20 protein-coding genes and 1 pseudogene are annotated in these 24875 nt (G+C 74.7%); 10 read left to right on the plus strand and 11 right to left on the minus strand.

What is annotated here, in order from left to right; genetic code table 11:
- Positions 1-116: 116 nt before the first annotated feature.
- Positions 117-1253 (plus strand): glycosyltransferase, encoded by a 1137-nt coding sequence (locus Q5530_RS28375; RefSeq protein WP_415365864.1) that lies wholly within the window; start codon positions 117-119, stop codon positions 1251-1253.
- A 96-nt stretch (positions 1254-1349) separates the two neighbouring features.
- Here Q5530_RS28375 and Q5530_RS28380 read toward each other — a convergent pair whose 3' ends face one another.
- The 4 genes from Q5530_RS28380 to Q5530_RS28395 form a co-directional block, all read right to left on the minus strand.
- Positions 1350-2195 carry a lysophospholipid acyltransferase family protein gene (locus tag Q5530_RS28380; RefSeq protein ID WP_415365866.1) on the minus strand — a complete coding sequence of 282 codons (846 nt, stop codon included), beginning with the start codon at positions 2193-2195 and terminating at the stop codon, positions 1350-1352.
- Complete coding sequence (locus tag Q5530_RS28385; RefSeq protein WP_415365867.1) at positions 2192-2962, minus strand: GNAT family N-acetyltransferase; 771 nt, start codon at positions 2960-2962, stop codon at positions 2192-2194. The genes Q5530_RS28380 and Q5530_RS28385 overlap by 4 nt, the downstream gene beginning before the upstream one ends.
- Before the next feature lie 168 nt (positions 2963-3130).
- Positions 3131-4090: an electron transfer flavoprotein subunit alpha/FixB family protein gene (locus Q5530_RS28390; protein ID WP_380642138.1), complete on the minus strand. Its 960-nt coding sequence runs from the start codon at positions 4088-4090 to the stop codon at positions 3131-3133.
- 14 nt (positions 4091-4104) lie between these two features.
- Positions 4105-4887 (minus strand): electron transfer flavoprotein subunit beta/FixA family protein, encoded by a 783-nt coding sequence (locus Q5530_RS28395; protein ID WP_415365869.1) that lies wholly within the window; start codon positions 4885-4887, stop codon positions 4105-4107.
- A 416-nt stretch (positions 4888-5303) separates the two neighbouring features.
- Here Q5530_RS28395 and Q5530_RS28400 point away from each other — a divergent pair, with 416 nt between their 5' ends.
- Complete coding sequence (locus Q5530_RS28400; protein WP_380642135.1) at positions 5304-5447, plus strand: hypothetical protein; 144 nt, start codon at positions 5304-5306, stop codon at positions 5445-5447.
- A gap of 169 nt (positions 5448-5616) precedes the next feature.
- Here the strand turns inward: Q5530_RS28400 and Q5530_RS28405 are convergent, their stop codons facing one another.
- Both Q5530_RS28405 and Q5530_RS28410 read right to left on the minus strand, forming a co-directional pair.
- Positions 5617-6264 (minus strand): hypothetical protein, encoded by a 648-nt coding sequence (locus Q5530_RS28405; RefSeq protein ID WP_415365870.1) that lies wholly within the window; start codon positions 6262-6264, stop codon positions 5617-5619.
- Between the two features lie 116 nt (positions 6265-6380).
- The gene (locus tag Q5530_RS28410; RefSeq protein WP_415365871.1) at positions 6381-7472 is read right to left on the minus strand and encodes a hypothetical protein; all 1092 of its coding nucleotides are present in this window, start codon (positions 7470-7472) and stop codon (positions 6381-6383) included.
- 317 nt (positions 7473-7789) lie between these two features.
- Here Q5530_RS28410 and Q5530_RS28415 point away from each other — a divergent pair, with 317 nt between their 5' ends.
- The 5 genes from Q5530_RS28415 (at position 7790) to Q5530_RS28435 (ending at position 13669) form a co-directional block, all read left to right on the plus strand.
- A complete protein-coding gene (locus Q5530_RS28415; protein WP_415365873.1) occupies positions 7790-8536 on the plus strand; it encodes a class I SAM-dependent methyltransferase in 747 nt (248 codons plus the stop codon).
- Positions 8533-10062, plus strand: a complete 1530-nt coding sequence (locus Q5530_RS28420; RefSeq protein WP_415365874.1) for a 1,4-alpha-glucan branching protein domain-containing protein — start codon at positions 8533-8535, stop codon at positions 10060-10062. Before Q5530_RS28415 ends, Q5530_RS28420 begins: the two co-directional genes overlap by 4 nt.
- Entirely contained in the window at positions 10050-11300 is a 1251-nt protein-coding gene (locus Q5530_RS28425) for a glycosyltransferase family 4 protein (protein WP_415365875.1), read from the plus strand. The genes Q5530_RS28420 and Q5530_RS28425 overlap by 13 nt, the downstream gene beginning before the upstream one ends.
- 201 nt (positions 11301-11501) lie before the next feature.
- Positions 11502-12302, plus strand: a complete 801-nt coding sequence (locus Q5530_RS28430; RefSeq protein WP_415365876.1) for an IclR family transcriptional regulator — start codon at positions 11502-11504, stop codon at positions 12300-12302.
- A gap of 2 nt (positions 12303-12304) precedes the next feature.
- A complete protein-coding gene (locus Q5530_RS28435; RefSeq protein WP_415365877.1) occupies positions 12305-13669 on the plus strand; it encodes an AAA family ATPase in 1365 nt (454 codons plus the stop codon).
- Between the two features lie 17 nt (positions 13670-13686).
- Here Q5530_RS28435 and Q5530_RS28440 read toward each other — a convergent pair whose 3' ends face one another.
- A complete protein-coding gene (locus tag Q5530_RS28440) occupies positions 13687-14439 on the minus strand; it encodes an acyltransferase (protein WP_415365878.1) in 753 nt (250 codons plus the stop codon).
- Positions 14440-14556: 117 nt separating this feature from the next.
- On the opposite strand from Q5530_RS28440, the gene Q5530_RS28445 reads away from it, so the two are divergent.
- Together Q5530_RS28445 and Q5530_RS28450 are read left to right on the plus strand one after the other, a co-directional pair.
- Positions 14557-15525 carry a nucleoside hydrolase gene (locus Q5530_RS28445; RefSeq protein WP_415365879.1) on the plus strand — a complete coding sequence of 323 codons (969 nt, stop codon included), beginning with the start codon at positions 14557-14559 and terminating at the stop codon, positions 15523-15525.
- A gap of 126 nt (positions 15526-15651) precedes the next feature.
- Positions 15652-16524 (plus strand): annotated as a pseudogene (locus tag Q5530_RS28450) (NACHT domain-containing protein); the annotation flags it as partial.
- A 2069-nt stretch (positions 16525-18593) separates the two neighbouring features.
- On the opposite strand, the gene Q5530_RS28455 reads toward Q5530_RS28450, so the two are convergent.
- The 4 genes from Q5530_RS28455 to Q5530_RS28470 form a co-directional block, all read right to left on the minus strand.
- Positions 18594-19745 (minus strand): THUMP-like domain-containing protein, encoded by a 1152-nt coding sequence (locus Q5530_RS28455; protein ID WP_415365880.1) that lies wholly within the window; start codon positions 19743-19745, stop codon positions 18594-18596.
- Positions 19745-20716, minus strand: a complete 972-nt coding sequence (locus Q5530_RS28460) for a class I SAM-dependent methyltransferase (protein ID WP_415365881.1) — start codon at positions 20714-20716, stop codon at positions 19745-19747. The genes Q5530_RS28455 and Q5530_RS28460 overlap by 1 nt, the downstream gene beginning before the upstream one ends.
- Complete coding sequence (locus tag Q5530_RS28465) at positions 20706-21485, minus strand: enoyl-CoA hydratase/isomerase family protein (RefSeq protein WP_380642108.1); 780 nt, start codon at positions 21483-21485, stop codon at positions 20706-20708. Before Q5530_RS28465 ends, Q5530_RS28460 begins: the two co-directional genes overlap by 11 nt.
- A 72-nt stretch (positions 21486-21557) precedes the next feature.
- Positions 21558-22328, minus strand: a complete 771-nt coding sequence (locus Q5530_RS28470; protein WP_415365980.1) for an ABC transporter ATP-binding protein — start codon at positions 22326-22328, stop codon at positions 21558-21560.
- Between the two features lie 175 nt (positions 22329-22503).
- Between Q5530_RS28470 and glgX the strand changes: the two genes are divergently transcribed.
- Positions 22504-24612: a glycogen debranching protein GlgX gene (gene glgX, locus Q5530_RS28475; RefSeq protein ID WP_415365882.1), complete on the plus strand. Its 2109-nt coding sequence runs from the start codon at positions 22504-22506 to the stop codon at positions 24610-24612.
- The last annotated feature ends 263 nt before the right edge of the window (positions 24613-24875 follow it).

Genomic DNA, 24875 nt, shown 5'->3' on the forward strand with positions numbered 1-24875 from the left:
GGGGGCGGGTTGAGGTACGCACCGGGCCGCGGTCCGATCCCGGGCAGGCGGTCGTGGCCACCGCGCGGGCCGAAAACCGCATGTGGCCGCCCGAGGCCCATCGGTAGGTTGGCGCGGTGCGCGTGCTGTTCACCTTCGCCGGCGGGCTGGGCCACTTCCGACCGCTGATCCCCCTCGCCTCGGCCGTGGCCGCCGCCGGCCACACCGTCGCGTTCGCGGCCCACCCGACCGCGCGGCGGGCGGTCGAGGCAGCCGGGTTCACCGCGTTCGCGATCGGTGAGGGCGACGGCGACGAGGTCCCGGAGCGCCGGCCGCTCCTGGTGCCCGACCGGGAGCGGGAGGACCGCGACCTGCGTGACGGCTTCGCCCGGCGCGGGGCCGGCCGCAGCCTGCCGCGCTACCTGGACCTGTTCGACCGGTGGCGCCCGGACGTGGTGGTCTGCGAGGAGGTGGACTTCGGCAGCGTGCTGGCCGCCGAGAAGCTCGGCCTGCCCTACGCGAACGCCCAGGTCATCGCGTCCGGCGCGTTCGTGCGGCGGGAGGTGGTCGGGCCGGCGCTGGCCGAGTTGCGCGCCGCGCACGGCCTGCCGCCCGACCCCGACCTGGTCATGCTGCACCGGCACCTGCTGCTCTCGCCGTTCCCGCCGAGCTTCCGCGACCCGGCCTCCCCGCTGCCGGGCACCGCCTTCCCGATCCGCCCGCCGGTCGGCCCGCGAGCCCGGTCTGGGCGACCGACCGTCTACTTCACGCTGGGCACGGTGTTCAACACCGAGTCCGGCGACCTGTTCGCCCGGGTGCTGGCCGGGCTGCGCGACCTGCGGGTGGACGTGGTGGCGACCGTCGGCGAGCACGTCGACCCGACCGAGTTCGGCGACCAGCCCGAGCGGGTGCGCATCGCCCGCTACCTCCCCCAGGCCGAGGTGCTGCCGCACTGCGACCTGGTGGTCTCGCACGGCGGCTCGGGCAGCGTCATCGGCGCGCTGGCCCACGGCCTGCCGGCGGTGCTGCTGCCCCTGGGCGCGGACCAGCCGCACAACGCCGAGCGGTGCGTGCGGCTCGGCGTGGGCCGGGAGCTGGACCCCGTCACCGCCACCCCGCGCGACGTGCGGACCGCGGTGGCCGAGGTGCTGGCGGACCGGTCTTACCGGCGGGCGGCCGAGCGGGTGCGGGAGGAGATGCTGGGCCTGCCCGAGCCCGCGCGGGCGGTGCCGGTGCTGGAGCGGTTGGCCTCCGTTCCGGGCGTCCGGCGCTGATCCGCGTCACCACCCCGCCCGGCGGGTCCTGAATGTGGAACTCGGGGGTCGTGAGCGTTCGACACGGTCGACGTGGGTGTTCGACTCGCGCGGGGTTCAGGCGGGGGTCGGGTGGGGGGTGGGGAGGGGGGTCGAGGGCAGGGTGATGTGTTCGGAGGCGCGCTGGGTCAGGGCGGCCAGGGCGTGGCGGGTCGCGGCCCGGCCCGGGGCGATCTCGTCCAAGACGTGCACCTCGACGGTCAGGGCGCGGGCGCGCAGGACGCGGCGCAGCGAGTCGACCAGGGTGTCCGTGCCGATGAACGCCGGGCGGGTGGTCGTGGCGCCGTCCTGGAGGTAGCGCAGCACCACCGGTCGGACGGGCACGCCCGCGTCCAGCGCCGCCTGGAACAGCGCCGGCCGGTAGCGGCCGGACGCCACGCCGCACCACGTGGTGCCCTCGGCGTGGATGCCCACGGCCGCGCCCTCGCGCAGCGCGGCGGCCAGTTCGGCGACCGTGCCGGGCAGCAGGGACAGCCGCTCGCGGTCCAGGTAGACGGTGCGGGCGGCGGTGATCAGGGGGCCGAGCACGGGCCAGTCCCGGATGTCGCGCTTGGCCACCAGCCGGATCGGCTGCACCGCGTCGATGGCCAGCTCGTCCAGCCACGACACGTGGTTGGACACCACCAGCACCCCACGCCCCGGCGTCGCCTGGAACACCGGTCCGACCAGCCGCAGCCGCACCCCGAACGCGCCCAGCAGCACGCGGAACCAGCGGCGCAGCAACGCCTCCCGGGCCCCGCCCCGCGCCACCAGCGCCGCGGGCGCGACCACCGCCCCGCACAGCAGCACGGCCAGCGCCGCGACCGCACGCCACGCCGCCCGCAGCGGGCCCACCGACGGCGACGACCGGTCCACGCACCCCTCACCGCACGGTGAGACGGGCATCCACGGGTGCGCGCTCACGCCGTCTCACCCAGGAAGAACCTCAGGTACCGCCGGTCCATCCGGCGCATCTCCATCAGCACCGGCAGGTCGGCCACGCCGAAGTCGCGGTCCAGCGCCGGCCGCCCGCACACCCGCGCGCCCAGCCTCAGGTAGCCCTTCAGCAGCGGCGGCAGCACCGTCCGGTCGGGCCGCGCGACGGCGTCCACGTCCCACGGCTCCAGCGGCTCCACCCGGTACTCGTCGGGCGCGTGGTGCCTGGCGCGCACCACGTCCCAGACGCCCGCCGCGAACGAGCCGCCGTCGTGCAGCGGCACCGAGGCGCAGCCGATCAGCCACGAGTGGCCCGTCAGCAGCATGTAGCGGGTGAGCCCGGCCCACACCAGCGAGACCACGGCCCCGTTGCGGTGGTCGGGGTGCACGCACGACCGGCCGGTCTCCACCAGCGAGGGCCGCAGCGCGTCCAGCCGGGACAGGTCGAACTCGGTGTCGGTGTAGAGCTGCCCGGCCTCGGCCGCGCCCTCGGGCGGCAGCATCCGGTAGGTGCCGACGATCTCGCCGGTGCGGTCGTCGCGCACCACGAGGTGGTCGCAGAACTCGTCGAAGCGGTCGACGTCGTGGCCGGGCACGGACGTGCGCAGGGTGGCGCCCATCTCCTCGGCGAACACCCGGTGCCGCAGCCGCTGGGCGGCCACGACCTCGTCGCCCTCGCGCGCGACCAGCAGGGAGTAGCGCGGCGCGTCGGTAGCGGCGTCACCGGTGCTGACAAGCAGTTGCGGCTGCGTCATGAGCCCAGGTTGAACCGCGCCGCGCAACCGGGAGCAGGCCGTTTCGATGACGCCTCGGTGAGTCCTCGGTTACGGCCGGGTGCGGGGGCCGGGGGGTACGGAGGCGGGGGCGGGACGCGCGGAGGGCCGCCCCGCGTGGCGGGACGGCCCTCCGGTGCGGCGGGGTGCTCAGCCCTTGCGCTTGGCCACCTCGTCGGTGAGCTGCGGCGCGACGGAGAACAGGTCGCCCACGACGCCGAAGTCGGCGATCTCGAAGATCGGCGCCTCCGCGTCCTTGTTGACCGCGATGATGGTCTTCGAGGTCTGCATCCCGGCCCGGTGCTGGATCGCACCGGAGATGCCCAGCGCGATGTAGAGCTGCGGGGACACCGTCTTGCCGGTCTGGCCGACCTGGAACTGGTGCGGGTAGTAGCCGGAGTCGACCGCGGCCCGGGAGGCGCCGACGGCGGCGCCGAGGCTGTCGGCCAGCTTCTCGACGACGTCGAACTTCTCCGCGCTGCCCACGCCGCGACCGCCGGACACGACGACCGACGCCTCGGTCAGCTCCGGCCGGTCGCCGCCGACCACCGGCTCGCGACCGGTGACGCGGGTGGCCTTGGCCTGGTCGGTGGCGGGCAGCTCGACGACCTGCTCCACCGCCTCGGCCGGCGCCTGCTCGGCCTCCACGCCGCCGGGGCGCACCGCGATGACCGGGACGCCGTTGCTGACCTTGGACTTCACCACGTAGGCGCCGCCGAAGACGGACTGCGTGGCGACGCCCTCACCGTCGAGGTCGACGGCGTCGTAGAGCAGGCCGGAGCCGAGGCGCACGGCCAGCCGGCCCGCGACCTCCTTGCCCTCCAGCGTCGCCGAGACCAGCACGGCGGCCGGGGAGGCGGTGGCCGCGACCGCGGCGAGCGCGTCGACCTTGGGCGTCACCAGGTAGTTCGCGGCGTCCTCGGACTCCACCGCGTACACCTTGGTCGCGCCGTAGTTGCCCAGGGACTCCCTCACCTTTCCCGCCGTGCCGGGCGATCCGACCACCACCGCGGCCGGGTCGCCGAGACGGCGCGCGGCGGATAGGAGCTCATAGGTGACCTTCTTGACCTCGCCGTCGACGTGGTCGACGAGGACCAGGACTTCAGACATGTGATTCCCCGCCTTCAGATGAGCTTCTGGCCGACCAGGTACTCGGCGATCTTCGAACCGCCGTCCCCGGAGTCCTCGACGCGCTGACCGGCGCTGCGCGGCGGCTTCGGGGCCGCCTCCAGCACCTGCGTCCACGACGCGCCCAGGCCGACCTCGCCGGCGTCCAGGCCCAGGTCGGCGACGGTGAGCGTGCTCACCGGCTTCTTCTTGGCCGCCATGATGCCCTTGAACGACGGGTAGCGCGGCTCGTTGATCTTCTCGTTCACGCTGACCACGGCGGGCAGGCTCGCCTCCAGGTGCGCCAGGCCCTCGTCGGTCTCGCGCTCGGCCCGGACGGTGCCGCCCTCGACGGTCAGCTTGCGGACCTGGGTCACCTGCGGGAGGCCCAGCAGCTCGGCCAGGATGGCGGGCACGGCGCCCGCGCGGCCGTCGGTGGCCTCGTTGCCCGCGATGACGAGGTCGAAGCCCTCGACCGTGGCGATGGCCTTGGCCAGCACCTTGGCGGTGGTGATCGCGTCGGAGCCGTGCAGCGCCTCGTCGGAGACGTGGATCGCCTTGTCGGCGCCCATCGACAGGGCCTTGCGGATGGCGTCGGTCGCGCGGTCGGGACCCATCGAGAGGACGGTCACCTCACCGCCGTGCGCTTCCCGGAGCAGGAGCGCCTCCTCGACGGCGCGCTCGTTGATCTCGTCCAGCACGGCGTCCGCCGAGTCGCGGTCGAGGGTGTGGTCGGTGTCGGTGAGCTTGCGCTCGGACCAGGTGTCGGGCACCTGCTTGACCAGGACGACGATGTTCATGGGTCCTCTTCGACCTCCTGCGGACGGGCGGCGACGCGCCGGGGCGACGGTGGTTGCCTGCTGCGGTCGCCGTCTTCTCGGTGACCCGTGACCCTGCCATGTCATCGCCGCGTTGGCATGGTGGTGTCTGCCACCCGGATGTTACCCGTCAGTAGCAGGGGTTCACACCACAGCGGGCACCGCGCGCGCGTGATGATGCTCACTGGAGGGTTTCACCACCTCCCGAGGTGCCGCGCGGGCTACCCGGAGGCGCCGACGCGGCTCGGCTCGGCCATCGGCGCGCACGTCGGGCCGGGGCGCGGTCGGGGTGACCGTTTCGCCGGTTCAGTCGGGTTCGGAACTCCGCAGCGCGTTTGGGCGTTGAGCTGACAGGGAAGCTTGACCAGGAGAGACAGGGCCGGGCAAGGAGGTGCGAGATGGCTTCGCTGTTCAGCAAGATCGCGGCATTCGCCCGCAGCCCTCAGGGGCGGCGGTTGGTCGACCGTGCCAAGCACACGGCGCAGGACCCCCGCAGTCGCGCGAAGGCGCAGGAGATGATGCGGAAGTTCCGCAAGCGCTGACCGGAGCGGGACCGGGACGGCACGGCTCCGCGGGGTCGGGACGACACGGTTCCGCGAGACCGGGGCGACAGGGCTCCACGCGCCGCACGTGATGGTGCGGCGCGGGACCCGGACGGCAGGACTCCGCGCGCCGCGCCTGATGGCGCGGCGCGCGCCGTCGTGATCGGGGCTACGTGCTCGACTTCCGGCGGGCCGCCTCGGCGGTGCGCGGGTGGTGCTGCGGGAACCCGGTCGCGTCCGATCCGGCGCGCGGGTCGTCCCGGGTGGGCGGTGGTCGCGTCGACGACGATTCGGTGGTGGGTGCCGGCGGCCCCGGCCCGGTGACGGGCTCGGGGTGCGCCGGCACCTCCACGACCACCGGGCCCCCCGGCGTGGCCTGGACCGCCTCCGCCCCCGGGAGTTCCGCGCCGACCCGTTCGGTCCACGCGGCATCTTGCGACGACGGCTCGGGCAGATCGGGCACCACGCGCATCCGCCGGACCCGGACGGGCTCCACCGGCCCCTCGGGCGCCGGGCGGGGCACCAGCACCAGCGCCGGCCGGGTCGACCCGGACCCCGGCGCCGCTCCCGGTCCGGGAGCCGGCGCGGGCAGCGCCACCGGGAAGCCCATCACCGGGTTGCGGTGGATCGGCTTGCTCACGTAGTCCTCGGACGGCCACCGGACCTCGGCCGGCACCGGCTCCTCGACCGGCGGCGGCACGGGCTCGTCCCCGGGTCCGGGCAGCGGTTCGCGCCTCAGCACGACCGCCGTCAGCACGCACCCCGCCGCGAACGACAGGGCGCACATCCCGAACACGAACGCGACCGCGCCGGACATCAGCACACCCCCTACCCGATGAACACCTCGACCTGTGACCCGCGCCCGGGGAAGTCCGCACCGGCTCCGCCCGCCGCGGTCTCACCGCGGCCGGCCCGGGTGCCCCCGGAGAGCCGTCACGTTCCCGAACCCACGCTCGCGCGACCGTCGACCGGCTCGCCGTCGTGGACCTCGCCGTCCCGGACCTCGCCGTCCCGGACCTCGCCGTCCCCTGCCTGACCGTCCCCCGCCTGGCCGTCGAGCGCTCGGGCGGCGTCGGCCCGCTCCACGGTCGCCTGCTGCGGGATCAGATCAGGCACGCGGCCCACGGCCGCCTCCAGGGCCTCGCGGGAGGCGGCGAACTGGTCGGCCACCACCCGGCGCAGCTCCCGCAACTCGTCGGTCCGCCGCTGGATCTCGTCGATGCGCCGGCGCGCCTCCCGGGCGGCCAGCTTGATCAGGAACGCCGCCCGCGCCTTGGCCAGCTCCTCCTGCTCGGCGAAGTGCTGCTCGGCCTCGTGCCGGCGGCGGTTCATGGTCAGCTCGAAGAAGTTCTGCACCTTGGCGCGCTTGGCGTCCGACTCCGCCTCCAGCCCCTCGCACCGCTCGGCGGTCTCGCGCAGCAGCCGGTCCGCGTCCTCCCCCGCCCGCGCCAAGGCGGCCGCGCACTCGGCGTCGATCTCCTCGACGCGCGCCCTCAGGTGCGCCTCGACCTCGCCGCGGTGGCGCTCCAGGGAGATCTCGCGCTGGTCCATCTCGGCGGCCCGCCGGTTGGCGATCTCGCGCTGCTCGCGGGTGTAGGCGTCGGCCTCGGCGCACCGCGCGGCGATCTGCGCCTCCACCTCGCGCACGCGCTCGGCCAGCTCGACCTCGGTGCGCTGCCGCAGCGACTCGACCTCGTGCTCCGCGTTGAGCCGCAGCTCGTTGGCCTCGTCCTCGGCCATCAGCAGCATCCGGTGCATCCGCTCGGTGGCGCCGACCGTGGTGCCCGGGGACCGCTCCAGCCGCTCGACCCGCGTCCGCGCGTCCTCCAGGTCGTGCCTGGTCATCTCCAGCAGCTTGCGCAGGTCCCCCGCCTGGGCCAGCGCCTCGTCGCGGTCGACGCACGCGTACCGGAACTGCTCCTCCAGGTGCTCCAGGTGCTCGATCACCTGCTTGCGGTGGAAACCGCGGTAAACGACGTCGAAACCCGCGTGCAGCGGAACGATCTCCGGTTCTTTCGCACCCATGGCGTCCCCACTCGTTCGCGAAGATTGGCCGAGGGTACCGATCACCCGGCACCCCATCCAGCACATGACCAGCCCGGACTACCCGGGTGCGGGGCCGCCGACGCGTGCCGGATCAGGACAAACACCATCGTGGGAGATCAACACGGAGAACCCCGAGGTCACTCGATGGTGTCGTTTTCCCGGAAAGCGTCCGCCTCGGCGGAAACCCTCCACCTGTCAACTCATCGTAATAATGCAGAAAAAGTTCGCCCGAATTAGTGACAGCCCAGTGGGCGGGCGCTGCCTACCCGCCAGTAACGGACAACTAGGCTGGTCGGGTGACCGTCGAGCCGCTGCCCCTCACCGGTGAGCGCACCGTGCCCGGGATCGTCGAGGAGAACTACTGGTTCAGGCGCCACGAGGCGGCGTACCTGGACCTGGTGCGGCACTGCGTCGGCGCGGTGGTGCTGGAGGCGGGCTGCGGCGAGGGCTACGGCGCCGCGCTGATCGCCGGGCGGGCCGCGCGGGTCGTCGCGCTCGACTACGACGAGACGACCGCCGCGCACGTCGGCCGCGCCTACCCGGGGCTGACCGCGGTGCGCGGCAACCTGGCGGCCCTGCCGGTGCGGGACGCGGGCGTGGACGTGGTGGCGAACCTCCAGGTCATCGAGCACCTGTGGGACCAGGAGGGCTTCCTGGCCGAGTGCGCGCGGGTGCTGCGGCCCGGCGGGCGGCTGCTGGTCACCACGCCGAACCGGATCACCTTCTCCCCCGGCCGCGACACCCCGCTCAACCCGTTCCACACCCGCGAGCTGGCGCCGGCGGAGCTGCGCGACCTGCTGGTCGGCGCGGGCCTGGAGGTCGAGCTGCTGGCCGGGCTGCGGCACGGGCCCGCGCTGCGCGCGCTGGACCGGGCGTTCGGCGGCTCGATCATCGACGCGCAGGTCGCGGTGGTGCTGGGCGGCGGCGGGTGGCCCGCCGACCTGCTGGCGGCCGTGGCCTCGGTGCGCGCCGAGGACTTCGAGCTCACCACCGACGACCTGGACGCCTCGCTCGACCTGGTGGCCGTGGCGGTGCGGCCGTGACCGCGGTGGACCGGGGCACCGGCGCCGAGGGCACGTTCTGCCTGGTCCTGCACAGCCACCTGCCGTGGCTCGCGCACCACGGCGCCTGGCCGGTCGGCGAGGAGTGGCTGTACCAGGCGTGGGCGCACTCGTACCTGCCGGTGGTGGACCTGCTGGAGCGGTTCGCCGCCGAGGGCCGCGAGGACGTGCTGACGCTGGGCGTCACGCCGGTCCTGGCCGCGCAGCTGGACGACCCGTACTGCCTGCGCGGCCTGCACGACTGGCTGGGCGACTGGCAGCTGCGCGCGCACGGCGCCGCCGACCGGCTGCCCGACCTGGCCGCCCGCGAGCACCGCGGCTCGGCGTGGGCGCTGGAGCGGTTCGAAACGCGGTGGCGGCACGGGTTCTCGCCCGTGCTGCGGTCCCTGGTGGACTCGCGGGCGGTCGAGCTGCTCGGCGGTCCGGCCGCGCACCCGTTCCAGCCGCTGCTGGACCCGGGGCTGCGGGCGTTCTCGCTGCGCACCGGGCTGGCCGACACCGCGTGGCGGATCGGCTCGGCGCCCCGGGGCATCTGGGCCCCGGAGTGCGCGTACGCGCCGGGCCTGGAGCGCGACTACGCGCGGGCGGGCGTGCGGCGGTTCCTGGTGGACGGGCCGGCGCTGCACGGCGACACGGCCGCGGGCCGGCCGGTGGGCGACACGGACGTGGTGTGCTTCGGGCGCGACCTGGAGGTGTCCTACCGGGTGTGGTCGCCGAAGGTCGGCTACCCGGGCGACCCGGCGTACCGGGACTTCCACACCTACGACCACGCGAGCGGGCTCAAGCCGTCCCGGGTGACCGGCAAGAACGTGGCCCCGGCGGACAAGCGGCCGTACGACCCGGACCAGGCGGCCGAGGCGGTGCGGCGGCACGCGGCCGACTTCGTGGACACGGTCGTGGCGCGGCTGCGGTCGCTGAGGGAGCGGCACGGCAAGCCGTCGCTGGTCGTCGCCGCGTACGACACCGAGCTGTACGGGCACTGGTGGCACGAGGGGCCGGCGTGGCTGGAGGCCGTGCTGCGGGCGCTGCCGGGCGCCGGGGTGCGGGTGACGACGCTGCGCGGCGCGGTCGAGGCGGGTCACGTGGGCGCGCCGGTGGAGCTGCCGCCGTCGTCGTGGGGCTCGGGCAAGGACTGGCGCGTGTGGAACGGGCCGCAGGTGGGCGACGTCGTGCGGGGCAACGAGCAGGTCCAGCGGGAGCTGCTGGCGCTGGACCTGTCCGGGCCGGTGCGCTCGCCGGTGGCCGACCAGGCGGTGCGGGAGGCGTTGCTGGCGCTGTCCAGCGACTGGGCGTTCATGGTCACCAAGGACTCGGCCGCGGACTACGCCCGGTACCGGGCCAAGGCGCACGCGGACCGGTTCGCCGAGCTGGCCGCGCTGCTGCGGTCCGGGCGGGGCGCGGGGGCCGCGGAGCGGGCCGCCGAGCTGCGGCGGGTGGACGGGCCGTTCGGGCACCTGGACGCCAGGGGGCTGGCCGGTGGTTGGGAGGATGGGCCATGCGCGTGCTGATGGTGTCGTGGGAGTACCCACCGGTCGTCGTGGGCGGGTTGGGCAGGCACGTGCACGCGCTGGCCACGTCCCTGGCCGGGCAGGGGCACGAGGTGGTCGTGCTGTGCCGGCAGCCCACCGGCACCGACGCGGTGACGCACCCGACGTCCGACGAGCCCGTGGAGGGCGTGCGGCTGGTGCGCGTGGCCGAGGACCCGGCGCACCTGGTGTTCGAGCGGGACCTGGTGGCGTGGACGCTGGCCATGGGGCACGCGATGACGCGCGCGGGCCTGGCCCTGCTGCGCGACTGGCGGCCGGACGTGGTGCACGCGCACGACTGGCTGGTGACGCACCCGGCGATCGCGCTGGCCGAGGCGGCGGGCGTGCCGCTGGTGGCGACCGTCCACGCGACCGAGGCCGGGCGGCACGGCGGGTGGCTGTCGCAGTCGCTGAACCAGCAGGTGCACTCGGTGGAGTGGTGGCTGGCGAACCGGGCCGACGCGCTGATCACGTGCTCGGCCGCGATGCGCGCGGAGGTGGCGCACCTGTTCGAGGTGGACCCGGGCACGATCACCGTGCTGCACAACGGGATCGAGCCGAGGCGGTGGCGGGTGCGGGCGGCCGACGTGGCGGCGGCGCGGGCCCGGCACAGCCCGTCGGGCGCGCCGCTGCTGCTGTTCTTCGGGCGGCTGGAGTGGGAGAAGGGCGTGCAGGACCTGATCGCCGCGCTGCCGCGGGTCCGGCGGTCGCGGCCGGGGACGCGGCTGGTGGTGGCGGGGACCGGGACGCACCGGGACTGGCTGGTGGAGCAGGCGCGCAAGCACCGGGTGCGGCGGGCGGTGTCGTTCGCGGGGCACCTGTCGGACCGGTCGCTGGCGGCGCTGCTGGCGGCGGCGGACGCGGTGGTGCTGCCGTCGCGGTACGAGCCGTTCGGGATCGTGGCGCTGGAGGCGGCGGCGGCCGGCGCGCCCCTGGTCGCCTCGACCGCGGGCGGGCTGGGCGAGGTCGTGCGGGACGGGGTGACGGGGCTGTCCTTCGCGCCGGGCGACGTGGACGGGTTGGCGCGGGCGGTCCGCTCGGTGCTCGACGACGGGCCGGCGGCGGCGCGGCGGGCGCGGGCGGCGAAGGCGCGCCTGGGGACGGACTTCGACTGGGGGACGATCGCCCGGGACACGGCGGGGGTCTACCGGGCGGCGCGGGTGCGGGCGCGCGAGCCGCTGGGGCGGCCGAAGATCGCCACGGGCAACGCTTTCCTGTAGGCGCGGGGCGCCGGCCCACTCATGAGCATCGTTTCCGTTGAACGGAAATCCGCCGCAGATCAACGGCCGATCCATTTGTTCGATCATGGCTCCACCAGCGTCACCCGATGGTGCTTCCGTCCAACGGAACCGAGGTCTGGGCCTACCCGCGCGTCGCGAGGATCCTCCGGTGGCGACAAGGACCACTGAGCCGGAGGACGGATGGGGAACAGGGGAAACGGCCGATCGGTCACCTCGCGGGCGCTGGACCTGCTCGGCGCGTTCGACGTGGAGCACCCGACGCTGACGCTGAGCGAGCTGGCCGCCCGGTGCGACATGCCGATGGCCACGGCGCACCGGCTGGTCGGCGAGCTGGAGGCGTGGCGGGCGCTGGAGCGCAACGCGGACAACCGCTACCAGGTCGGCACCAGGCTGTGGGAGATCGGCCTGCTCTCGCCCGTGCCGCGCCGGCTGCGGGAGATCGCGCTGCCGTTCATGCAGGACCTCTACGAGCGCAGCAAGGAGAACATCCACTTCGCGGTGCGCAAGGGCCACGAGGCGCTCTACATCGCCAAGCTCACCGGCCACCGGGCCGTGCCGATTATCTCGCGCGAGGGCACCCGGCTGCCCATGCACACGACCGGCGTGGGCAAGGCGCTGCTGGCGTTCGCGAGCGAGGAGTTCATCGAGACCTACTGCGCCCGGCCGCTGGCGCGCTGCACCCGGCACAGCATCGTCGAGCCGGGCAGGCTGCGCCGGGAGCTGGCGCTCGTCCGCGGCCGCGGGTACGCGCTGACCAACGAGGAGATGACGCTCGGGTCGTGCTCGGTGGCCGTCCCGGTGTTCGACCCGGACGGCCGGGTCGAGGCGGCGCTCGGCGTGGTCGTGCACAGCGTGCGCGGCAACCTCACCCGCTACGTGAACGACCTCAAGTCGGAAGCCGCCAAGATCGCCCAGGCCGTGGGCGAGCACCGCGCGGACCCGTACCCGGGTTTCGTGCACGACCTGCCGGACGAGGTGTAGCCGTGCACTGGGACCAACTGCTCGCGTCGATCACCGGCGGGGTGTCGGTGGCCGCCATCGTCGCCGCCGGTCGGGCCCTGCGGCGGAAGCGGCACGTGTCGCCGGCGCTGTCCGGCCGGGTGTCGCGGCACACCTACCTGAACACCGTGCTGCGCATCTCGCGGTGCGGGGACGTGGAGCGCCTGGACGCGTTCGTGCCCAACCTCCGGCCCGCCGGGCGCGAGGGGGTGCTGCGCGACATCCAGGACGAGTGGCAGCGGATCAACGGCGGGCTGGGCGTGCGCCTGGTGACCCGGGAGCACCAGGACTGCCTCAAGGCGGGCGCGGAGCTGCTGAGCCGGGGCGTGGAGGTCCGCGTCGCCGCCGCCCTCAACAGCGACGACCTGTCCTACCACGTGTTCGCCGGGAAGCGGCACCACACCGTGCTCAACCACCGCGACGGCGACCACGACCGGCCCAACCGCCTCGACGGCATGTCGCCCGCCAAGGTGTTCCTGGCCCACTTCGAGGAGGTCTGGACCCGGTCCGCGCCGCTGGAGTCCGTGCTCGCGGACCACCTGCTGCGCTCGCTGCGCCGGCGCGACGACCGGGCCGAGATCGCGGACCGGCTGCGGGACCTCAAGACCAGGCACGGGCTCGACCCGGTGGCCGCGGAGGCGGTGGTGCGGCACTTCGCGTTCCGGCACTCGGCGCCGGTCGTGTTCGTCACCGGGCTGCCGGGCGCGGGCAAGTCCCTGCTGCGGCGGCGCCTGGCCGCGCAGCTGACCGCGATGCGGTTCCAGGTGGACGAGCTGACCGACTACGTCTACGCGTTCCACGACTTCATGCACGGGGTGATGCTGCTGGACGGCGACCGCGGCCTCGGGTTCGCGCCGGACGCGGGCGGCGCGTTCCGGGTGTCCGGCGAGGAGGACCTGGCCCCGGCGCTGAACGCGCTGGCCCAGCGCGTGTGGCGGAACCAGGGCTCCACCCGCGTCACGCTGGTGGAGTTCGCGCGCTCGGACGTGGTCAAGGCGCTGGACGCGTTCGGCTCGACGGTCCTGTCCTCCGCGCGGGTGATCCACGTGCGGGCGCCGGAGGAGGTCCGCGCGGCGCGGCTGGAGTCCCGCGCGCAGCCGCCGCGCATCGAGGTCACCGAACCCGGCATCAACGTCGTGGTGTCCGACGACCACCGGCTGCCCGGCGTCGTGGCCCGGTCGGTGTACGCGTCGGACGGCTTCAGCGGGCTGCGCGCCCACGAGGGCGTGGTGGGCCGGGTGCACGCCGTGGACAACGAGGGGGACGACCCGTCGGGCGCCAGGCTGGACGAGGCGCTGACCGGGTTCGTCGAGGACGTCGTGCGGCCCTACCGGGCGTTGAGCGGGTGAGCGGGCGGCTCGTCGCGTCACCCCGGCGAGCCGCCGCGGGCGCGCTCCAGCGCCTCCCGGGCCTTGCGGTCCATGTCGGCGACGGCGGCGCGGCGCGCGGCGTCGGCCTCGTAGTCCTCGCGGCGGTCCCTGACCACGCGGGCCGGGATGCCGACGGCGATCGCGAAGTCCGGCACGTCGCCGCGGACCACGGCGTGCGCGCCGACCACGCAGCCGCGCCCGATGCGCGTGCCGCGGGTGACGGTGACCTTCGTGCCCAGCCAGCAGTCCGGGCCGATGCGCACCGGGGACTTCACGATGCCCTGGTCCTTGATCGGCATCGTGATGTCGGCGGTGACGTGGTCGAAGTCGCAGACGTAGACCCAGTCGGCGACCAGGGTGGCCGCGCCGATCTCCACGTCGAGGTAGCAGTTGACCGTGTTGTCCTTGCCGAACACGGCCTTGTCGCCGATGCGCAGCGACCCCTCGTGGCAGCGGATGGCGTTGCCGTCGCCGATGTGCACCCAGCGGCCGATCTCCAGCCGCCCGTAGCCGGGGCGGCAGTGCAGCTCGACCTTCCGGCCCAGGAACACCATCCCGCGCAGCACCACGTGCGGGTTGGCGAGGCGGAACCGCAGCAGCCGCCAGTACCGCACCAGGTACCAGGGGGTGTAGGCGCGGTGCCGGACGACCCAGCGCAGCGACGCCAGGGTGAGGAAGCGGGCCTGCGCCGGGTCGCGGCGCGAGCCGCGCCACCTGCGCCACACCGGTGATCCCCACATGCTCGTCACGCGGGCACTCTAACTTCCCGCCCGCCCGACCAGGCGGCCACCGCCCGCCTCGGCGGACCCGCGCCGCAGGTGGGCGCCGGTGGCCCGCGACCCGACCACCGGGCCAGGATGGCGGGCGTGACGACCCCCCTCATCATCGACACCGACCCGGGCGTGGACGACGCGTTCGCCCTCGCGCTCGCCGCCGCCAGCCCGGAGGTCGAGCTGCTCGGCGTGACCACGGTCTTCGGCAACGTCCTGCTCGCCGACACCACGGCCAACGCCCTGCGGCTGCGCGCCCTGCTGGGCCGCGAGGACGTGCCGGTCGCGGCCGGCGCGGACCGGCCGCTGGTCCACCCCCAGCCGCACCTGTCCAGCGCCCACGGCTCCGACGGGCTGTCCGGGGCGCGCGGCACCCTGCCGGAGCCGACCCGGGCCGCCGACCCGCGCGACGCCGTCACGCTGATGCGCGAGCTGCTGGAGGCGGCCGACCGGCCCGTCACGATCGTCCCGATCGGACCGCTGACCAACGTCGCGCTGCTGCTGGCCGCGCACCCGCGGCTCAAGGAGAAGATCGGCAGGCTCGTCGTCATGGGCGGCGGGGTCGACGTCGGCAACGTCACCCCCAGCGCCGAGTTCAACCTGTGGAGCGACCCGGAGGCCGCGCGCCGGGTGCTGGTCGAGGAGGACGTGCCCACCACGCTCGTCCCGGTCGACCTGACCCACCGGTGCGCGGTGGGCGCCGGGTGGCTGGCCGACCTGGCGCGGACCTCCGCGACCGGCGCGGCGCTGGTCGGGCTCACCGGGGAGTACCTGGCCACCTACCGGCGGATCCTGGGCCTGGACGGCATCGTCGTGCACGACGCCGTCGCGGTGGCCGAGGCGATCCGGCCGGGCATCCTCGCCACCACCGCGTTCGCGGCGGACCTGGACTGCTCGTTCGGCCCGAACCGGGGCGCGCTGGTGGTGGACCGGCGGCGGGAGGTCGAGCGGCCCGCCGACCTGGACGTCGCCCTGGACACCGACCTGGACGTCGCCCTGGACACCGACCTGGACGGGCTGCGGTCGTTCCTGTTCGAGCGGCTGTCCTCGCTCGGCGGCGCGTAACACCGGTTCCCGGCGCCCCGATTCCCCCCTCGACCACACCCCACGGCCCGGGAGACGCGCTTGGCTCGGCGCCCGTCGGCGATCACCGTCATGGTGATCGGCTTCGCCATCGCACTGGTGGGGAACATGGCCACCAACACCGTCTCCGTCGACGAGCCCTGGCGGCCGTTCGCGGTGTGGGGCGCGGTCGCCGCCCTGATCGCGGTGGCCGTGCTGGTGGAGAGGCGCCGGGAACCGGAGCCGGCGGGGGAGGAACTCGCCGCCATCGCCGACCGCCTGGCCGCGGTGGTGCGCAAGCAGTGGCAGGACGAGGTGGCCCGGCGCTCGCTCAACGACCCGTACCCGCTGCCGGTGCGCTGGGGCGCCGCACCGGCCGACCTGGTCGCGAGCTGGCCGGACATCACGCGGCTGGCGGTGGACGGCGTCGGCCGGCCGCGCGGCGGTGACCGCACCGCGTGGGCCGCCTCGGCCGGCGACCTGGCGGGTGACGACCTGCTCGCGACGTGGCGCCGGGTGCCCACCGGCCGGCTGGTGGTGCTCGGCGCGCCGGGCGCGGGCAAGACCGTGCTGCTGGCCCGGTTCGTGGTCGACCTGCTGGACCCGACCACCCGCGTCCCCGGGTCGCCGGTGCCGGTGCTGGTGTCCGCCGCCTCCTGGAACCCGGAGGAGCGGGACCTGCCCACCTGGCTGGCCGAGCGCCTGGCGGTCGACCACCCGGCGCTGGACCGCCGGACGGCGGCGGGGGTGTCGGTGCTGCGGCGGCTGCTGGACGAAGAGCTGGTGTTCGCGGTGCTGGACGGCCTGGACGAGATCCCGGGCGCCCTGCGCGCCAAGGCGGTCGCGGAGGTGAACGGCGTGCTGGCCGGCGGCGCGCCGCTGGTCCTGAGCAGCCGCACCGACGCGTACCGCGACGCGACCCGCCCGCCGGGTGGCGCGGAGGTGACCCTGACCGGGGCGGCGGGCGTCCGATTACAGCCGCTGGCGGCCGAGGACGTGGTGTCCTACCTGCGCAGCAGTGCGGGCGGACCGGCCGGCGAACGGCGCTGGGACCGGGTCGCGGAGGCCCTGGGGGCGGGCGGCGCGCTCGCCGGGGCGATGGGGACGCCGCTGATGACGACGCTGGCCCGGGTCGTCCACAACCCGCCGCCCGGCGTCCCGCCCGCCGACGTGCCGCACCCGGACGTGCTGCTCGACCTGACCGACCGGGAAGCGGTGGAGCAGCACCTGTTCGACGGGTTCGTGCCGGCCGCCTACCGGCGGCACCCGACCAGGCCCACGCGGTGGCGCGCGGACCAGGCGCGGAAGTGGCTCGGGCACCTCGCGCGGCACCTCGAGAACGACCGCGCGGGCGATCCGGACCTGGCGTGGTGGCGGTTGCGCGCCACGCCCACCTCGTCCCCCCGCGCCGCCGATCTCGTGCTGGGCGCCGCGCTCGGGTCGGCGGCCGCGCTCACGGCGGCGTTCGTGTACCTGGTCACGCACGACTCCTGGTTCGCGGCGCCGTTCGGCGTGATGGTGTGCGTCGAGACGGGCCTGGTCTTCGGCCTGGTGCGGTGGCTGACCGGTCAACCCGGCGCGGCGGCCTGGGCGGGCGCCGCGACCGGGGTCTCCAGCGGGCTGTTCATCGAGTTCTTCGACGACCTCACCGACTTCGGGCAGTCGCCGGGCGCGCTGGCGGTCATCGGCCTGGCGGCCGGGTTCGCCCACCCGCTCCGCGCCGACGGGCCCTCCGCCGCGCGGGCCGGGGTCTGCGCGGGCCTGCTCACCTGGGTCGCCAACACCGGGGTGTACCTGACGGACCTCCGGTTCGCGGAGTCGATGAACCTGGCGAGCCCGGACGCCGTCCTGGTGGGGCTCGTCGTGCTGGTCGCGGTGGTCCTGTCCGCGCCCGGCGCCGGCCGGGCGCCCGGCCGGCGCGCGCTCCTCGGCGCCGCCGCGGCGGCGGGCGCGCTGCGGCTGGCCACCACGTGGGCGGCCGGGGAGGACCTGCGCGCGGAGGCGACGCCGACCGCCGCCGTGCCGATCGTGCTGGTGGAGTGCGCCCTGATCGCCGCGACCGCCCTGGTGGCCGGCCACGTGTCCCGGGGCAGCCGCTCGAAGCTGCTGCCGGCCGGCCTCCTGCTCCTGGTGCCGGTGGGACTGGCCGAGGAGATCAGCGCCGGCGGTCCGGGCCAGGTGCTCGCGGTGGTGTGCACCGCCGTGGCCTGCCTGGTCGTCCGGCGGGCCACCGGGCGCCACCGCAGCGCGCGCCGGGTGTCCCTGGTCGCGGGCACGGCCGTCGTGCTCCTGGTCGCGCTCGACCTTCTGCCCTCCGTCGGGCTGGAGCTGCCGAGGTCGTACGTCCTGCTCGTGGTCCTGGTCATGGCGCTCCTCCTGGCCGGCTCCGCTCCCGGGGTGCGGGACCCGCTGCGCAAGCCCTTGCTCGCGGGGCTCGGCTACGGCGCCCTGTGCACGCTGTACGCCACGCCGCAGCACGGGCTCGTCGTCGGGGTGGCCATCGGGCTGGTGGTCGAGCTGGCCGTCCGCCGGCAGGCCGGCGGGATGCCGGCCAGGGGGCTGCGGCTCTCGCGCCGCGGACTGGCGATCAGCGCTCTCGTCGCGCTGGTGGCGGGCCTGCTCGACCGGGCCGTACGACGTGGCGGTCGCCGGTCTGTTCGGCCTGGTGGTCGGGGTGGTGGTGAGCCTCGTCCACGGCGTCGAGGCGCCCCGCGACCTCACCTCGATCCGCGGCCCCGCCGAGGTGCTGGCGCGCGACCGCGCCGCCTCGCTGGTGAGCGTGCTCGCGGTGGCGCCGGCGGTGGGGATCGCCACCGGCGTCATCTCCGACGACGGCGGCCTCGGGCTCCTCGGCGGCCTGACCTACGGCGTGGCCACCGGGGTCCTGGTGGCCACCGTCCGCACGCGGTGGCCGCACCACCTCGTGACCCGGTGCGCGCTGGCCCTGACCGGACGCGCGCCCTGGCGGCTGATCGCCTTCCTCCGGGACGCCCACACCGTGCACGGCGTCCTGCGCCAGAACGGCGCCACCTACCAGTTCCGGCACCTCGACGTGCAGCGCCGCCTCGCGGCTACGTCCGCTCCGCCCGGCACAGCAGGTGCACCGGCCGCGACCCCACCCGGGTCAGCACGACCGTCGCCTCACCCGACCCGCTGAGCCTCAACCGCCGACGCAGGGTGTTCGGGTCCACGTCCAGGCCCCGCACCAGGATCTCCAGCCGCCCCACGTCGTGCGCGCGCAGCACCGACCGCAGCGCCTTCTCGGTGTGGTGGCCGTGCTCGACGACCCGGAACGCGCGGACGCCCGGCGGCGGCACCGGGCCGGTCAGGTAGGCGATCCGCTCGTCCAGCTGCGCCAACCCGTGCCGGGCCGCGTAGTGCCGGACCAGGCCGGCCCGCACCACCGCGCCGTCCGGGTCCACCAGCCACTCCCCCGGCGGCGTGACCGGGCAGTCGTCCGGCTCGGCGGAGGTGAGGGTCCACGCCGGGGCGCCCGTCCGGAGCACGGTGGCGCGCCGCGCGACGCCCGGCGTGGCCAGGCCCCTCGTCCACAGGCACGCCTCGCGCACCTGGCCGTCCAGGGAGACCAGCTCGACCTCGTCCGCCCACGGCGCCACCGCGAAGTCCACGCCCGGCGCGCACTTCACCGCCAGGTCGCGGGAGGCGTGCGCGGCGGCCAGCTCGTCCAGCGGCGGGGCGAAGTCCGCCGGCCGCCACGTCCGCCGGCCGGCCGAGTCCCGCCGCGCCGGGTCGGCCAGCACCGCCACGCCGCGGGACACCGGCCGCAGCGCGTCGGCGCGCACCAGGGGCACGTCGTCGCCCAGGTTGTGCCGCGCCATGGCCAGCCGCACCGGGTCCAGGTCGGAGCCGAGGGAACCGGGCGGCAGCGCGGCGAGGTCGGCCCCGATCGAGCAGGTCACGTCGTGCACGGGCCCGGTGAACCGGGTCGCCCGGTGCGCCGCCACCGGGTGCGCGGTGGCCTGCTGGAGGGCGTCGGAGGTGAACAGGCCGTCCGCGAACGGCACCTTCCCGGCGGCCCGGCGGCGCAGCAGCAGGGTCTCCAGCACGGCCGCGAAGTGGTCCGGCGAGACCTCCTTGGCCACCGTCACGTCCCGCAGCCGCGAGGCGTCGGTCAGCGGCAGCCCGGCCAACGCCGACAACGCGGCGCGCCCGGCGGCCGACCGCAGGTGCGCCACGTCGTCGAGGCTGAACGCGTACCCCACTAGACCGGCTTGCGCCCCGTCACCGAGACGTTGTAGAAGACCTCTCGCGGCAGGACCCTGGCCAGCACGTTCTGGTCCACCCAGGACAGCCGCTGCCAGGCGCGGTAGGCGAACATCGCCCACCCGAACCCGAGCTTCTCCCGCGGCACGGCCGCCTCGAACGTGCGCACCGGCCAGCCGAACAGGGCCGCCGACAGCTCGTCGGTCACCGCCCGCACGTCCACCGCGCCCGCGCCGCGCGCCACCCGCTCCAGCTCGCCCGGGTCGAAGGTGTGCAGGTCGACCACGGCCTCCAGCGCCGCCGCGCGCGAGGACTCGTCCAGCTCCTCCTGCGGCCGCCGCCAGTCGGTGAGCGGGCCCAGCCTGGTCACGTTCGTGGTCAGCCACCAGGTGAGCTGCCCGAGCTTGCGCGCGTAGGCGTTGCCGATGTTCGTCGGGTCGCCCGCGAAGACGAACTTCCCGCCCGGCTTGAGCACCCGCAGCACCTCGCGCATCGCGGCGGGCACGTCCGGGATGTGGTGCAGCACCGCGTGCCCGACGACCAGGTCGAACGTGTCGTCGTCGTACGGGATGCGCTCGGCGTCGGCGACCCGGCCGTCCACCGGCAGCCCCAGGTGCTCCGCGTTGCGCAGCGCCACCTCGACCATGCCGGGCGACAGGTCGGTCACCGAGCCCTTCTCGACGACGTCGCCCTGCATGAGGTTGAGCAGGAAGAAGCCGGTGCCGCTGCCCAGCTCCAGGGCGTGCCCGTACGGACCGACGTCGCCCGCGGCCGCGCGGAACCGCTCGGTGGCGTAGGTGATGCAGCGGTCGTCGTAGGAGATCGACCACTTCTCGTCGTAGGTGCCCGCCTCCCAGTCGTGGTAGAGCACGTTGGCGAGCTTCGGGTCGCCGTAGGCCGCCTGGACCTCCTCGGCGGTGGCGTGCGGGTGCGGTCGGGGGTCGACCCGGTCGACTGGATCAACGGCCACTGAACTCCGCCTTCCCCGGCCCGTTCTCGATGAACGACGCCATGCCCGTCTTCTGGTCCTCGGTGGCGAACATCGCCGCGAACAGGTGGCTCTCCAGCTTCAGGCCGCTGCCGAGGTCGGTGTCCAGGCCGCCGTCGATCGCGGCTTTGGCGGCGGCGTAGGCCCGCGCCGGGCCGGTGACGAACTGCCCCGCCCACCGCTTGGCCGCCTCGTACACGTCGTCCGGCGCGACGACCTCGTCCACCATGCCGATGCGCAGGGCCTCCTCCGCGCCCACGAACCGGCCGGTGTAGATGAGGTCCTTGGCGCGCGACGGGCCGATCAGGCGGGGCAGGCGCTGCGTGCCGCCCATGCCGGGGATGACGCCGAGCAGGATCTCCGGCTGGCCGACCTTGGCGTTGTCGCCCGCGATGCGCCGGTCCGCGCACAGCGCCAGCTCGAAGCCGCCGCCCAGGGCGTAGCCGGTGACGGCGGCCACGGTCGGCTTGGGGATCTCCTCCACCGCGCGCAGCGCCGAGCTCAGCGCGCCCGCGCGCACCGCCATCTCGGCGTAGGTCAGCTCGGCCATCTCCTTGATGTCCGCGCCCGCGGCGAACACCTTCGGACCGCCGTAGACGATCACCGAGCGCACGTCGGCGCGCTCGCCGGCCTCCAGCGCGGCGGCCCGGATCTCCTCCTGGACCTGCCTGTTGAGCGCGTTCATCGGCGGGCGGTCCAGCCGGATGGTGCCGATCCCGCCCTCGACTTCGAGCCCCACGAACTCAGCCACGCAGTCCTCCTCGACCCGTGTCGGTAGGCCCCGCAGGTTACTCCTGGGTAGCCAGAGCGCCCGTCGAACCCGCTACGCCTGCTTGCGGCGGGCGAAGTACCGGTCGCCCGCCCGCTGGAGCTCCAGCGGCTGGTCGAACGTCTTCGACAGGTTCTCCTCGGTCAGCACGTCGTCCAGCAGGCCCTGCGCCACGACACCGCCCCCACGCAGCAGCAGCGCGTGCGTGAACCCCGGCGGGATCTCCTCGACGTGGTGCGTGACCAGCACCATCGCCGGCGCGTCCGGGTCCAGGGCCAGCTCCGACAACCGGGCCACCAGGTCCTCCCGGCCGCCCAGGTCCAGACCCGCGGCCGGCTCGTCGAGCAGCAGCAGCTCCGGGTCGGTCATCAGCGCCCTGGCGATGAGCGTGCGCTTGCGCTCGCCCTCGGACAGCGTGCCGAACGTGCGCTCGGCCAGGTGCTCGATGCCCAGCGCGCCCAGCAGCTCCTCGGCGCGACCGGTGTCGAGCTTGTCGTAGTCCTCGCGCCACCGGCCCAGCACCGCGTACCCGGCGCTGACCACCAGGTCGACGACCTTCTCCTCGTTCGGCACGCGGTTGGCCAGCGCCGCCGAGCACAGGCCGATGCGCGGCCGCAGCTCGAAGACGTCCGTGCGCCCGATGCGCTCGCCGAGCAGGCTCAGCCGACCCTTGGTCGGGTGCAGCTCGGCGCCCGCCAGGCGCAGCAGCGTGGTCTTGCCCGCGCCGTTGGGCCCGAGCACCACCCACCGCTCGTCCAGCTCCACGCCCCAGTCGACGTCCCCGACCAGCGTGGTCCTGCCCCGTCGAACCGAAACACCCTGCATGTGGATGACCAGATCTTCGTTTTCCACGCTCGTCCTCGCCCCGGTCGACACCTTCCCCGGGCCATTGTTCTGCAAGCCCCGTGACGGCGGGTGCGGCGGGGGCGGTTGGTGTGACGTTGTCGTGGCGCGGCGTGCTCGTTCCCGAACCGTCGGTGCGTACTGGGAGGATCAGGACATGCCCGCCGACTCCATCCTGCTCGCCGGCCGTCCGTTCCCCCTCGGGGCGCACCCCGAGGCCGGAGGCGTGCGCTTCGCCGTCTCCGCACCGCCCGCCGACGCGGTCGAGGTGTGTTTGATCAGCGAAGACGGTACCGAGGAGAGGGTGGAGCTGACCGAGCGGACCTTCGGCGTGTGGCACGGGCTCATCTCCGGCGTGACCCCCGGTCAGCGCTACGGCTACCGGGTGCACGGCCCGTACGACCCGTCGCGGGGGCTGCGCGCCAACCCGGCGAAGATCCTCGTGGACCCGTATGCGACGAGGATCACGGGCGGGTTGACCGACCTGGAGGCCGCCCTGGGCTACGTGGGCGACCCGATGCACGGCGGCCCGTCGCCGGTCGACTCGCTGGGCAGCGTGCCGCTGTCGGTGGTGACCTCGCCGGGCGGGCCGGACACCGGCGTGAAGCCGCAGGTGCCGTTCGAGGAGGCGGTGGTCTACGAGCTGCACGTGCGGGGGTTCACCCGGCGGCACCCCGGCGTGCCCGAGCACCTGCGCGGCACCTACCTGGGGCTGGCGCACCCGACCGTGGTGGAGCACCTGGTGCGGCTGGGCGTGACCACGGTCGAACTGTTGCCCGTGCAGGCGTTCGTGGACGAGCCGTCGCTGGTCAAGGCCGGTAGGCGCAACTACTGGGGCTACTCGCCGCTGAGCTGGTTCGCGCCGCACCCCGGGTACGCCAGCGAGCCGGGGCGCGAGGTCGAGGAGTTCCGCACCATGGTGTCCGCGCTGCACGCGGTGGGCATCGAGGTGCTGATCGACGTGGTCTACAACCACACCTGCGAGGGCGGGCCGGACGGGCCGACGCTGTGCTACCGGGGGTTCGACGCGCCCGGCTACTACCTGCACATCGAGGGCGGCGGCACGCTGGACATCACCGGGTGCGGCAACACCACCGAGGCCGGGTCGCCGCAGTTCGTGCGGCTGGTGACGGACTCGCTGCGGTACTGGGCGACCGAGATGGGCGTGGACGGGTTCCGGTTCGACCTGGCGTCCACGCTGGGGCGGCCGGGCGGCCGGGGGTTCGACCGGGCGTCGGCGATGCTCACCGCGATCACCTCGGACCCGGTGCTGTCGCGGTGCAAGCTGATCGCGGAGCCGTGGGACGCGACCGGCGACGGGTACCGGGTGGGCGACTTCGGCGTGCAGTGGGCCGAGTGGAACGGCCGGTACCGCGACACCCTGCGCGACTTCTGGCGGGGCATGACGAACGTGCGCGACCTGGCCTACCGGCTGTCCGGGTCGTCCGACCTGTACGCCGACGACCTGCGCCGGCCGTGGCAGTCGATCAACTTCATCACCGCGCACGACGGGTTCACGCTGCGCGACCTGGTGTCGTACAACGAGAAGCACAACCTGGCCAACGGCGAGGACAACCGCGACGGCACCAACGACAACCGGTCGTGGAACTGCGGGGTCGAGGGCGACACGGACGACGCCGCGGTGGTGGCGCTGCGGGCGCGGCAGGCGCGGAACCTGTTCGCCACCCTGATGCTGTCCACGGGCACCCCGATGATCACCGCCGGCGACGAGCAGTGGCGCACGCAGGGCGGCAACAACAACGCGTACTGCCTGGACGACGAGACCTCGTGGGTGGACTGGGAGCCGTCGCCGGAGGGCGAGTCGATGCTGGCCTTCGCCCGGCGGGTGATCAACCTGCGGGCGGACAGCCCGGCGCTGCGGCAGCCGCAGTTCTTCGACGGCCGCACCACGCCGTCGGGCGCGCCGGACCTGGTGTGGTTCCGGCCGGACGGCGAGGAGATGGCCGAGACGGACTGGTTCGACGACGGCCGGCGGTTCCTGGGGATGTGGATCGACGGCTCCACGTCGCTGTCCCGCTCCCGCGACGGCGAACTGGTGTCGGACCACTCGTGGCTGCTGCTCGTGCAGGCCGGGGCGGACGCGGTCGAGGTCACCCTGCCGGGCCCGGAGTACGGGGGGCGCTACGAACCGGTGCTGGACACCACGACCGCGGACGGCTCCCCCGCCACGCCGGGGTCGTTGGCGGCCGGCACGAAGGTCACGCTGGGTGGCCGTTCCCTGCTCCTGTTCCGCGTCCCGGAGTAAATCGCCGGCGCATTCCCCCTTACCCGCCCCGTTACCTTTCCGGCGCAATCCCGTCGGTTCCCGAGGTGTTCCCGAGCCCTGGGACGCGCTGCGTCGCGGCGCGTTCCGTGGCACCATTCCAGGATGGCCCGACAGCTGCTGACCTGGTGCGACCGCCCGATCGACCTCCTCCTGGTGGCGTCGTGCGGCTGTAGCGGGACGCGGCGCGGCCGGTGAAGCACCGTTCTTCCGCAGGGAATACGCCGCGTCGCGTCCTGATAGCT

Source organism: Saccharothrix sp. BKS2 (assembly GCF_047689505.1).
In the GTDB taxonomy this organism is placed as follows: Bacteria; Actinomycetota; Actinomycetes; order Mycobacteriales; family Pseudonocardiaceae; genus Actinosynnema; species Actinosynnema lopnurensis.